The following is an 11,691-nucleotide window of genomic DNA, read 5'->3' on the forward strand; positions in this document are numbered from 1 at the left end:
AGGCAAGGCCGTCATTGCGCCGGTGGCGGCCGCCGAACGTCACAATGTCGCGTCCAATCGCGGCTAGCTTGCGCGTGCCGCCTTGGGGTTGTTGATCTGCAGATAGGATAAGGGAAGTTCGGTCGTGAACTTCAGCTCCTGCATGGCAAAGCGCGAGCTGACGTCGCCGATCTCGATCTTCGCCACCAGCCGCCTGTAGAACGCGTCATAGCCTGCGACGTCGGGCACCACGACCCGCATCAGATAGTCGACGTCGCCGCTCATGCGGTAGAACTCGACCACTTCGGCAAAGCTTGTCACCACCTCGGAAAACCGGCGCAGCCATTCCGGCGAATGCGCCTTGACCCGGATGGACACGAAGACGGTGACGGCGGCGTTGATTTTCGCCGCGTCGAGCAGGGCAACCCGCCGGCGGATGACCTTTTCTTCCTCCAGCTTCTGAACCCTTCGCCAGCAAGGCGTGTTCGAAATGCCGACTGACTTGGCAAGCTCCGGCCCGGGGATGTCGGCGTCGCTCTGCAGCTGCGCCAGGATTTTGCGATCGACCCGATCCATCTCTCAATCCCTCAGGAGCGGCAGCAGCTTGTTTCCCTGCCGTTTGATCTCGGCAAGGTAGGGCGTATCCGAGAGCACGAAATGCGTGATGCCGAGGTCGCGGTATTTGCGCAGCGACGAGGCGACATCTTCGGCCGAACCGACCAGCCACGTCGTTCCCGCGCCGCCGCCGCCGAATTTTCCGGGAGCGGTATAGAGGTTGTCGTCGAGCACATCGCCGCGCTCGTGCAGTTCCAGGAGGCGGCGTTGGCCGACGGCGACAGAGCCACGGTGGTCCTGCCAGCTGCCACCCTGATTTGCCGCCATGGCGGCAACCTTCTTTTCGGCATCCGCCCAGGCTTCCTCGCGCGTCTCCCGCACGAGCGTGGTGATCCTCAGGCCAAACTCCAGCGGTGCAAGATCGCGGTCGAGATCGCGGCTCAGCCGCTTCAGCCTGTCGATGCGTTCCCTGACGCCATCGAGCGGTTCGCCCCAGAAGAGCTGCACATCCGCCTCGGTCGCGGCGACCTTTTCGGCCGCCTCCGAGGCGCCGCCGAAATAGAGCTTGGGGTGGCGGCGGTTGCCATTCCCGGCGATGCGCGGCTGGACGGTCGAGCCCTCAAGCCGGAAATGCTCGCCCGCCGAGGTGACGTTTTCTTCCGTCCAGAGGCGGCGCACGAGGCGCATGAATTCCTTCGTGCGCGCATAGCGATGGGCCTGATCGCCCTCGCTGTCGCCGTAGGCAGCAAGATTGTCCTGCCCGGAAACGATATTGACGCGGACGCGGCCGCCGCTGAGGTGGTCGAGTGTTGCGGCCGCCGAAGCGAAGTTCGCCGGGCGCCAATAGCCTGGCCGAATGGCGATCAGCGGCTCGAAAGTCTTGGTGCGCGCTGCCAGCGCCGTGGCAACCGTGAACGTATCCGGCCGCCCCCAACCGGTGCCGATCAGCGCGCCCTTCCAGCCGTGATCCTCGAGCGCCTGCGCATGCTCCGTCAGCGTTTCCAGGCTGTTGTGATCGATGGTGGCGCTGTCGCCGCGGTGACCGGCCTTGATGTCGTTCGGGATGTACCAGAGAAATTCGGAGCTGTTGGTCATGCCTGTGCCTGCTGATCGATTTGCTGAATGAAAGGGCAGGGCGCTTACTTGAGCGCGAAGCCGAGCTTTCGGATGACGCCCTTCAGAACGTGACGGCCTTTCAGGGCTGCGACGGTGCCGATGCGGTTGCTGACCTGCTCGGTCCAGTCGATCCGCGGCATTGCCTGCTCCGCCTGGAAGGTTCCAAGCGCACGGTTGTAGGCGTCGAGGCCAGGCCGATGTGCACCGGGATCGTAGCGATCGCGATGGAGGATTGCTGCCTGGCCGAGCCGCGGCTTTACATCTGCGGGCCTGCCCGGATCGGGATAACCCACCGTCAGGCCGAAGACGGGGAACACGCCTTCGGGCAGACCGAGCGCGCGCGCCACGGTTTCCGGATCATTGCGGATGGCGCCGATATAGCAGGTGCCGAGGCCAAGGGATTCGAGCGCCACGACGGCATTCTGCGCAGCAAGCGCGGCATCGATGACACCGAGCAGGAAACTCTCGATATAATCGAGACCTTCGGCCGTACCGCCCCGCGTCTCAGCGATGTCACGCGGGCGGGCGAGATCGGCGAGCCAGACCAGAAGAAGCGGCGCCCCGGCAATCTGTCGCTGATTGCCGGCAACGGCATTCAGGCGATCCCTGATCTCCTTGTCTTCGACGGCGATCACGCTCCAGGCCTGGAGGTTCGATGAACTCGGCGCCGATTGAGCCGCGGCGACGGCAAGTTCGATCACATGCGCGGGCACGGATTGCGGGAGATAGTCGCGGACGCTGCGGTGAGACAGGATTGCGTCGAGCGCCTCGTTCCATTGTCCGGACAGCGCCTTATTGCTGCGATACCGGCTCTTTGCGAGCGCGGCCAGTCTGTCTTCCTGTGGCGCGATGGGCGCTGACAACGTCATTCATATCTCCTTGGGCGCGATGCGGGCCGCACCGATGAGCCGAAAACATGCCTGCTCGCGCGCAGCCTTTCCAATTACAAAAGTTCCTTCAGCGGCTTCGAAATAGAATATAATTTCTATAGATATTATTTTTTTAATCCTAGCCTGACTGCTCCTTCGAACGGAGCTCGAAATGGCTGAACGATCGCAACTCAGGCTCGGCGCCTTTCTCTACCCGACCGGACACCACATCGCCGCCTGGCGTCATCCGGATGCGCAGGCCGATGCCGGCTCCAACTTCGCCCATTACGTGGAACTGGCGCAGCTCGCCGAGCGCGGCAAGTTCGACCTGATCTTCATGGCCGATGGCGTCGGCACGCGGGGCACCGATATCGAGGCCTTGAGCCGCACCGCGACGCGCTATGTCGCGCAGTTCGAGCCGATCACGCTGCTCTCGGCGCTGGCGGCGGTCACCCGCAATATCGGCTTCGTCGCCACCGCCTCGACATCCTATAACGAGCCCTATCATATCGCCCGCAAATTCGCCTCGCTCGACCATATCAGCGGCGGACGGGCAGGATGGAACCTCGTCACCTCGTCCAGCGAGCACGAAGCGCACAATTTCGGCCGCGACGAGCATTATGCCCATGGCGAGCGCTACGAGCGCGCCGAGGAATTCGCCGATGTCGTGACCGGGCTGTGGGATACCTGGGAAGAGGGCGCCTTCCCGCGCGACAAGCAGAGCGGCCTCTATTTCGATCCCGACAAGCAGCATGTCCTCAATCACAAGGGCAAGTTCTTCAAGGTTCGCGGGCCGCTGAACGTTGCCCGTTCGCCCCAGGGACATCCGGTGCTCGTTCAGGCTGGCTCTTCCGAGCCCGGCAAGGAACTTGCGGCGCGCACCGCCGAAGTGGTCTTTACCGCCCACCAGACATTCGAGGATGCCCGCGCCTTCTACACCGATCTCAAGGGGCGCCTGCGCAAATACGGCCGTCACGCCGATGATCTGAAGGTCATGCCCGGCATCTTTCCCGTCGTCGGCCTTACGATCGCCGAGGCGGAAGAGAAGTTCGAACAGATCCAGGAGCTGATCCATCCGGTCGTCGGCCTGGCTTTGCTGAGCGGCATGACCGGCGGCGTCGATCTCTCCGCCTATCCCCTCGACGGGCCGGTTCCGGCGCTGCCGGAGACCAACGCCAGCAAGAGCCGCCAGCGCCTGCTGCTCGATCTCGCCCATCGTGAGAACCTGACGATCCGCCAGCTTTATCTGAGGATCGCCGGGGCGCGCGGTCACCGGCAGATCGTCGGCACGCCGGCGCAGATCGCCGACGAGATGCAGCACTGGTTCACGGGCGGAGCCGCCGATGGCTTCAACATCATGCCCCCGCATCTGCCCGTCGGTCTTCGCGATTTCGTCGATCTCGTTCTGCCTGAGCTGCGCCGCCGCGGCCTGTTCCGCAACGAATATGAAGGCACGACGCTGCGCCAGAATCTGGGGCTGCGCACACCGCAGCATCCGGCATCCGCCCCTCTTGCCGCCGAGTAGGATCACCATGAGCATCGCCCATCTCCAGGCCGACCACATCACCCGCCGCTTCAAGATCGGCAACGATACGCTGACTGCCCTCGACGATGTCAGCGTCGATGTCGCGAAGGGCGAATTCGTCACCATCGTCGGCGCCAGCGGCTGCGGAAAATCGACGCTGCTGCGGCTGCTTGCCGGTCTCGATGTCACCACCGCCGGGCGCATCCGCCACGGCGGCGCCGAGGTGCACGAGCCGAGCCTCGATCGCGGCATCGTCTTCCAGGAGCCGCGGCTGTTCCCCTGGCTGACGGTCGAGCAGAATGTCGCCCTCGGTCTCCTGAACACCAGGCTGCCGAAGGCCCGCAAGGCCGAGCTGGTGCGCGAGCATCTCGAGCTCGTCGGGCTTGGCGGCTTTGCCACTGTCTATCCGCATCAGCTTTCCGGCGGCATGGCGCAGCGCGCCGGTATCGCGCGCGGACTGGTCAACCGTCCGAACGTGCTGCTGCTTGACGAACCCTTCGGCGCGCTCGACGCGATCACCAAGGCGCGCCTGCAGGACGAGCTTCAGGAAATCTGGGCCAAGGAAGGCATCACCATGGTGCTCGTCACCCACGATGTCGAAGAGGCGGTCTATCTCGGCGACAGGGTGGTGGTGATGTCGCCACGCCCCGGCCGGGTGCGCGAGATCATTCCGGTTGCGATCGACCGCCCGCGCCGGCGCACGTCGCCTGAGATCGCCGCAGTGCGCGACCGCGTTCTCAACAGCCTGCATGCCACCGGCGAAATCGCCGCTCCCGCGGCCCCGCGCCCGCTGCGCGCCCCCGAACAGGATCGCCCGCGGCCGGCGATCGCCATTGCACGATAAGCATCAACGGAGACAATCATGAAACGCATCACCTTTACCCGCCTGGCCGCCGGCCTCGCCATTCTGCTTGCGGCGACGGCAACATCGGCACGCGCCGAGGATCAGCTCGTCATCCATGTCGGCTATGCCGCCATCGGCATCGACAACCGGCCCTATTCGGAAGGCACGTCGGCCGCGACCGCGCGGGCCGGCGAATTCCTGGAGAAGGAATTTGCCAATGATGCCAACATCAAGATCGAGTGGACCTTCTTCAAGGGCGCCGGTCCCGCCGTCAACGAGGGCTTCGCCAACGACCAGCTCGACTTCGCCTACCAGGGCGACCTGCCGGCGCTGATCGGCCGCGCCACCGGTCTGAAGACCAAGTACCTGCTGGCAAGCGGCGCACGCAAGCCGCTCTATCTCGCCGTCGCCAAGGATTCCGGCATCAAGTCGATCGAGGATTTGAAGGGCCGCAAGATCGCCCTGCAGCGCGGCACCAACGGCCATCTGGCGGCGATCAAGATTCTGGAAGCGCATGGCCTGACCGAACGCGACGTCCAGGTCGTCAATCTCGACAGCGCCGGCACCGTCGCAGCTTTGACCAGCAAGGATATCGATGCCGCTTTCGGCGATACGCAGCTGATCAATCTCGCCGCCAAGGGTGCCGCCGACGTCATCTACACGACCAAGGGCGACGATCCGCGCTTCGGCCGAAACGCCGGCATCATCGGCCGCGAGGCCTTCATCGATGCCCATCCCGAAATCACCCAGCGGGTCGTCGACGCCTTCGTCAAGGCCGCAAAGTGGTCGTCCGACGAGCCGAACCGCGCGGCGCTCTTCGAGCTCTGGCACAAGTCCGGCACGGCAATCCCGATCCTTGAGGAGTACTTCAAGGGCGATACGCTGGCCTACCGCAATTCGCCGCTGATCGATGATCTCCTCGTGTCGCAGTACACGGAGCAGGCGGCCAAGAGCAAGGAATTCGGCCTGATCCGCCGGGATGTCGATCTCAAGGGCTGGTTCGAACCGAAATATCTCGACAACGCGATCGAGCGTCTCGGCTTCAAGAACTTCTGGCAGGCCTATGGTGCCGACGGCAAGCCTGTCGCGTCGTGATCTTGCTGACCGAACAGCCTGAGTGAAAGACCTGGCATGGCAATCGATATAGAGTTCGAAGAACAGGCGCGGCGGCGCAACTGGTTGCAGCATCCGGTCATTCGCCGGATCCGACGGGGAGAGGCATTCCTCTTCCCGGTCGGTCTGATCGCCCTCTGGTGGATCGCTTCGGCGCGCGGCTGGCTGCCGGAACAGATCCTGCCGGCGCCCGCCTATGTCGTCGCGACCGGGCGGGACATGATCTCGACCGGCGAACTGTTCTACCATGCCGGCGTCAGCCTGCGCCGCGTCGTCTTCGGCTTCGCGATAGGGGCCACTCTCGGCATGGTGCTTGGAATTGCCATGGGGCTTTCCCGGCGCTTCGAGGATTATGTCAAGCCGGTCTTCCTTGCTTTTGCACAGATCCCGACGCTCGGATGGATTCCGCTTCTGATGCTGCTTGTCGGCATCGAGGAAACGCTGAAGATCATCATCATCGCCAAGGGCGCTCTGGTGCCGGTAACGCTGAACACCTTCTCGGGCATTCGCAGCGTTCCGGCCAAATATCTTGAGGTCGGGCGGGCATTGCGCTTCAGCCGCCGGCAGACGCTGCGGCTGATCATCCTCCCAAGCGCCGTGCCCTCGATCTTTACCGGTGTCCGCTACGGCCTGACGCATGCCTGGACGTCGCTTGTCGGCGTCGAGCTCCTGGCCTCTTCGGAGGGGCTCGGATACCTGCTCGTCTGGGGCCGCCAGATGTTCTGGCTCGATACCGTCATCATCGCCATGGTCATCATCGGCATCATCGGTTTTGCCATGGATCGCGGACTGGAAGCATCCGAGGTGCTAATCCGGCGCTGGAAGCGGCAGGCGGAGGACTGAGAGATGGAAGAGACTTCAAACTTCGTCCGCATCCGCCGGGGCTTGACGCTGCCGCTTCTGCTTCTTATCGCATGGGAGGCCTCGAGCCGCTTCGGTCTGGTCGATATCCGCTTCCTGCCGCCGATCGAGGACGTCATCCTGACGGCCAAGCAGGAGATCATCGACAACGGCCTGGTGGGCCAGCTTGGCTCGAGCCTGCTGCGCAATATCGCCGGCTTCCTGATCGGCGACGTCCTCGGCATCGGCTTCGGCACGCTTCTTGCCGTCGTCAACATCGCCGACCGGCTGATCATGCCGACCTTCAATGGCATCAAGCAGATCTCGTTGCTGGCCTGGATCCCGCTGATCTCCGTCTGGTTCGGCTTCGGCGAGCAGGCGAAGATCGTCTTCGTGGCACTCGCCGCCTTCATCCCGATTGCGCTCAACACGCATGACGGCATCAAGGATGCGCCGCGCGAACTGGTCGAGGTTGGCCGTGCGCTGCGCTTCAATTCCTGGCAGCGCATCAGCCGGATCTACCTCCCGGTCGCCCTGCCGTCGATCGCGACCGGCATCCACCTCGGCCTGATCTATTCCTGGCTCGCAACCGTCGGTGCCGAATATTTCCTGGCCGTCGGCCCCGGCATCGGCGGCCTCGTCATCGCCGGCCGCGAACGCTTCGACATGGCCCTCGTCATGGTCGGCGTCATCATCCTCGGCATTGTCGGCTTTGCGTTCAATCGGCTGGCGGGTGCTGCGGAACGGCGTCTGCTGCGGTGGCGTGAGTGATGAAAATACCAGTTTGAAAGCGGCGTTGATCGCTGCGGTCGGCCGCGGCCCGCGCATATTCAGGCCGGCAGAAGGCCTGCGGCCCGGTAGCTGTCGATCAGCGTGTCGTAAAGGGAGATATCGGCGCGGCTTCTCGCCATGAGCTGTGCGCCCGCCACTGCCGCAAACACGGCTTTGGCGCGCGCCTCACCTGTTTCTTCATCGACGGCGCCCGACGCGAGCAATGCCTTTTTCAGCCAGGCGACGTTGACGTCTGCGAATACCTGCACCTCTTCCTTCACCTGGTCCGGCAGGTCATCGTATTCGGCTCCCATGAAACTGCACAGACACATGCGGTTTTCGTTTTCGAGGGCTCGCCGGAAAGTCACCGGGAAAAAGCGCAGGCGCTCGGCCGGGTCGGGATTTTCATCCCAGATCTTTTCGAGATCGGCAGCCGCATCTTCCCAATATCGTTTGGCGACTGCGGTGGCGAGTTCGGCCTTGCTTGGAAAATGATAATAGAGGCTGGCGGCCTTGATGCCGACTTCGGCGGCCAGATCGCGCATGCTGAGGCCGCCGTATCCATGGGCCTGAGCCGCCTTCTTGGCCGCCTCCATGATGTCTTCACGCGCATTCGTACCCATTTTCACGGCCTTTCTGATCGCGCCCAGTTAATCGAAAAAAGGGGGTTGACCAAGGAAAACTTTGCTTCTATCCGTAGCTAACTAACGTTAGTTAGTCAAATGGAGCAGGAAGATGCAGCAGGAAAAACTCTATTATACCGACGCCACCAAACTGGCCGACTTGATCCGCACCAAGCAAGTCTCGCCTGTCGAAGTCGTCAAGGCGCATCTCGATCGCATCGAGGCCGTCAATCCCAAGATCAATGCCATCGTCACGATGGCCGACGGTGCGCTCGAGGCTGCAAAGAAGGCTGAGGCCGCGGTCATGTCAGGCGAAAAGCTCGGCGCGCTGCATGGCGTGCCGTTCACCGTCAAGGACAGCATCGATACCGCTGGCGTTCTCACGCAGCGCGGTTCGCCGATCTTCAAGGGACGTGTGCCCGACACCGACGCCACCGCCGTTGCCCGCGTCAAGGCTGCCGGAGGTATCCTGATCGCCAAGACCAATCCGCCCGAGTTCGCCACCTCGATCGAGACCGACAACCTTCTGACCGGCCAGACCAACAACCCCTGGAATCTCGACTATGTCAACGTCAATATCGCGATCACCAAGATCGAGACCGATATCGGCGTCACCGGCTACGGCATCGGCCGCGACAATGTCGGCGAAAATGCCATGCGCAAGCAGTTCCTCGCCAAGATGATCGGCAAGGACCCGACGATGACCGAAGCCGTCTGGAAGGAATTCTGGATCCCGAAGCTCTACGGCCGCCGCGGCCAGGAAACCAAGGCGCTGTCGTCGATCGACATGGCGCTCTGGGACATCAAGGGCAAGCTTGCAGGCCTGCCGATTTGGCGTCTGCTCGGCGGTTACCGCAACCGTATCCCGACCTATGTGGCTGGCGGTTACTACAGCAAGGGCAAGGGCACCCGCGATCTGCAGGCCGAGATGGAGGGCCACGTCAAGAACAACGCCCGCGCCGTCAAGATGAAGATCGGTGCCGTCGAGATCGCCGAGGATGTCGAGCGCATCAAGGCCGTTCGCGAAGTGCTCGGTCCCGATATCAAGCTGATGATCGATGCCAACTGCGCCTATTCCTATTCGGACGCGATCCGCATCGCCAAGCGCGTCGAGGAATATGACATCTACTGGTTCGAGGAAGCCGTTCAGCCTGATGACTACGAGGGCTTCATCAAGCTTTCCCGTGCGACCTCCATTCCGCTCGCGACCGGCGAAAACGAATATACCAAGCATGGCTTCCGCGATCTGATCGCCACGCAGGCAATCGCCTTCCTGCAGCCGGACGCCCGTTACATGGGCGGCGTTACCGAGTTCATGAAGGTTGCCGGCATGGCGCAGGCTCACGGCCTCAACATCTGCCCGCATGGCGACCAGCAGGCGCATATCCAGCTGCTCGGCGCCATCCCGAACGGCCATATGCTGGAATTCGGCGCGAAGGAACTGAACCCGATGGCGGGCCAGGTCTACAAGTACACGCCGGATCTGAACGAAGACGGCACCGTTACCATTCCTGACGTGCCCGGCATGGCGAGCGATCCGAACGAGGCTGCGCTCGAAAAGTACCGGGTCGCCTGACGCAATTGTGGCGGGGCGCCCGAGGCCTATGCGGTCTTCGCCGGGCGTCCCGCTATAATCTCTTGATTCGGAACGGCTTGCCGGATCCGGACAAAAAGACTTTCGATTGGGACAGCCTGCCAGATAAGGGAACTTTGGTTGCAAAACGAAACAACGGAAAAGATCGTTTACGTGAAGACGGAGGACGGCCTCACGCTTGAGGGCCTGATGCTGCAGCCTTTGGGGCAGCCGACGCCCGCCGAAACGGTCATCTGGTTTCACGGCCTGCACCAGAAGTTCTCGGAAGCCGAATATGTCAATATCGGCAGGCAGCTCGCTGCCCGCGGCTTCCGTTTCATCACGGCGAACCTCCGCAGCCACGATTTCGGCACCTGGTTCCGCACCGACAAGGGCGCCTATCTCGGCGGCAGTGCCTGGGAGCTGTTCAGCGAATCCCCGCTCGACATCGCCGCATGGATCGACTTCGCGACGAAGGATCCGGGCCGCGTCGTGCTCGCCGGGCATGGTCTTGGCGGAGCGAAGGTCGTTTACTATCAGGCCGAGCGCCGCGATCCGCGGCTGGCGGGCTTGATCATCGCCTCGTCTGGTTCGCTGTTTCGCGAAAAGATGCGCCAGGACCTGCATCCCGTGGCAGCGAAGATGATCGCGGAAGGGCGGGAAAAGGAACTGCTGCCCTGGGGTACGCGCGGCGACCGCCAGGTCGCGACGATCAGTGCCGAATCTTACATGGATCTGGACCGTATCCACGAGTCGCTCTACGGCTATGAGAGCGTTCCGCCGGCGCTGGCGCGCATCACATGCCCGATCCTTGCCTGGTACGGCTCGAAGGAAAAGCTCGCCAACAAGGACATCGACGACTTCCTGGCCCGCGTGCGCCGCACGGCCACGGCATCGTCCCTGGTGAAGACGAGGAAGATTGCAGGGGTTGAATTTTTCTACACCGGAAGTGAAAAGGTAATAGCCGGCGAAATAGAACGCTGGTGCGAACAGTTACGGACACTCCAGGCGGCCGTTTGATTGATATGAAGGAAGCTTCCAACCGTCCCGGACGCAAGCCCACCCGTGAGGTCCTGCCGGTCACCCGCACGCTGGACCGCGGGCTTTCCGTGCTGCAGATTCTGGCCAAGGCGCCCGGCCTCAGCCTCTCGGAACTGTCGCGCGAGCTTGATCTTTCGCCGAGCACGGTGTCGCGCCTGCTGGCGACGCTTTCGGAGCGCGGCTTCGTCGCGCAGGAAAACGGCACCTTCAAGATCGGCCTTGGCGCCTTCGAGGTCGGGCTCGCCTTCTCCAAGCACATGCGTATCGATCAGGTCGCAGGCCCGATCGTCCAGAGACTGGTCCACGAGATCGGCGATACCGTCAGCCTCTGCATTCTGGAAGGCAAGGAGGTCATCTATGTCGACCAATATGAGGGACGCGGCACCGCGAGAACGGTGATGCGGATCGGTTCCCGCCAGCCGCTCTATTGCACGGCGGCCGGCAAGGTGATGCTCGCATGGCTCTGGGAAGAGCGGGTCCGCGATCTCCTCGGCGATGGCGCGCTTGTCCGCTACACGGAACATACGCTGACAACGACCGACCAAGTGCTGCACGAGCTCGAAAACGTACGCAAGCGCGGCTACGCGACCGACCTGCAGGAGCTCGAAAATGGCGTCTGCTGCGTCGCCGCTCCCATTCGCGGCCGCTCGGGAGAGGTCATCGGCGCGATTTCCGCCTCGGCGATCGAACTGCGCATGACGTCCGATCGTATCGCCTTTCTCGGACCGGAGCTTGCGCAGGTCGCGAACGACATTTCCCACCGGCTCGGCTGGCGCTCCCCCGATCAGGGCAATCGCGGCCACTCGGAATTCAACGATATCTTCAGCGACTGAAGCCTTCGG

Annotated in this window: 12 protein-coding genes; 8 read left to right on the forward strand and 4 right to left on the reverse strand. The window is 62.9% G+C overall.

The features are described from left to right. Positions 1–63: 63 nt before the first annotated feature. The 3 genes from ABIE40_RS22960 to ABIE40_RS22970 are packed head-to-tail and all read right to left on the reverse strand — an operon-like array spanning position 64 to position 2,519. Complete coding sequence (locus ABIE40_RS22960) at positions 64–555, reverse strand: Lrp/AsnC family transcriptional regulator (protein ID WP_199628359.1); 492 nt, start codon at positions 553–555, stop codon at positions 64–66. 3 nt (positions 556–558) lie between these two features. Further along, positions 559–1,629 carry an LLM class flavin-dependent oxidoreductase gene (locus ABIE40_RS22965; RefSeq protein WP_199628358.1) on the reverse strand — a complete coding sequence of 357 codons (1,071 nt, stop codon included), beginning with the start codon at positions 1,627–1,629 and terminating at the stop codon, positions 559–561. 44 nt (positions 1,630–1,673) lie between these two features. Beyond that, a complete protein-coding gene (locus ABIE40_RS22970; RefSeq protein WP_199628357.1) occupies positions 1,674–2,519 on the reverse strand; it encodes an NADPH-dependent oxidoreductase in 846 nt (281 codons plus the stop codon). 172 nt (positions 2,520–2,691) lie between these two features. Here ABIE40_RS22970 and ABIE40_RS22975 point away from each other — a divergent pair, with 172 nt between their 5' ends. Genes ABIE40_RS22975 through ABIE40_RS22995 form a run of 5 tightly spaced genes read left to right on the forward strand, consistent with a single transcriptional unit; the run spans position 2,692 to position 7,612 of the window. Beyond that, complete coding sequence (locus ABIE40_RS22975; RefSeq protein WP_199628356.1) at positions 2,692–4,044, forward strand: LLM class flavin-dependent oxidoreductase; 1,353 nt, start codon at positions 2,692–2,694, stop codon at positions 4,042–4,044. A 7-nt stretch (positions 4,045–4,051) separates the two neighbouring features. Beyond that, positions 4,052–4,888, forward strand: coding sequence for an ABC transporter ATP-binding protein (locus ABIE40_RS22980; RefSeq protein WP_199628355.1), 837 nt, complete (start codon positions 4,052–4,054; stop codon positions 4,886–4,888). A gap of 18 nt (positions 4,889–4,906) precedes the next feature. Beyond that, a complete protein-coding gene (locus tag ABIE40_RS22985; RefSeq protein WP_199628354.1) occupies positions 4,907–5,983 on the forward strand; it encodes an ABC transporter substrate-binding protein in 1,077 nt (358 codons plus the stop codon). A 36-nt stretch (positions 5,984–6,019) separates the two neighbouring features. After that, complete coding sequence (locus ABIE40_RS22990) at positions 6,020–6,844, forward strand: ABC transporter permease (RefSeq protein ID WP_199628353.1); 825 nt, start codon at positions 6,020–6,022, stop codon at positions 6,842–6,844. A 3-nt stretch (positions 6,845–6,847) separates the two neighbouring features. Then, a complete protein-coding gene (locus ABIE40_RS22995; RefSeq protein WP_199628352.1) occupies positions 6,848–7,612 on the forward strand; it encodes an ABC transporter permease in 765 nt (254 codons plus the stop codon). Between the two features lie 59 nt (positions 7,613–7,671). On the opposite strand, the gene ABIE40_RS23000 is transcribed toward ABIE40_RS22995, so the two are convergent. After that, positions 7,672–8,235, reverse strand: coding sequence for a TetR/AcrR family transcriptional regulator (locus ABIE40_RS23000; RefSeq protein WP_199628351.1), 564 nt, complete (start codon positions 8,233–8,235; stop codon positions 7,672–7,674). 112 nt (positions 8,236–8,347) lie between these two features. On the opposite strand from ABIE40_RS23000, the gene ABIE40_RS23005 reads away from it, so the two are divergent. The 3 genes from ABIE40_RS23005 to ABIE40_RS23015 all read left to right on the forward strand — a co-directional run bounded on the left by ABIE40_RS23005 (position 8,348) and on the right by ABIE40_RS23015 (position 11,682). After that, positions 8,348–9,811, forward strand: coding sequence for an enolase C-terminal domain-like protein (locus ABIE40_RS23005; RefSeq protein ID WP_199628350.1), 1,464 nt, complete (start codon positions 8,348–8,350; stop codon positions 9,809–9,811). Between the two features lie 138 nt (positions 9,812–9,949). Continuing rightward, the gene (locus tag ABIE40_RS23010; RefSeq protein ID WP_354541121.1) at positions 9,950–10,828 is read left to right on the forward strand and encodes an alpha/beta hydrolase; all 879 of its coding nucleotides are present in this window, start codon (positions 9,950–9,952) and stop codon (positions 10,826–10,828) included. A 5-nt stretch (positions 10,829–10,833) separates the two neighbouring features. Then, positions 10,834–11,682, forward strand: a complete 849-nt coding sequence (locus ABIE40_RS23015; RefSeq protein ID WP_199628389.1) for an IclR family transcriptional regulator — start codon at positions 10,834–10,836, stop codon at positions 11,680–11,682. The last annotated feature ends 9 nt before the right edge of the window (positions 11,683–11,691 follow it).

Origin of the sequence: Rhizobium sp. OAE497, assembly GCF_040546565.1 — a bacterium.
GTDB lineage: Bacteria > Pseudomonadota > Alphaproteobacteria > Rhizobiales > Rhizobiaceae > Rhizobium.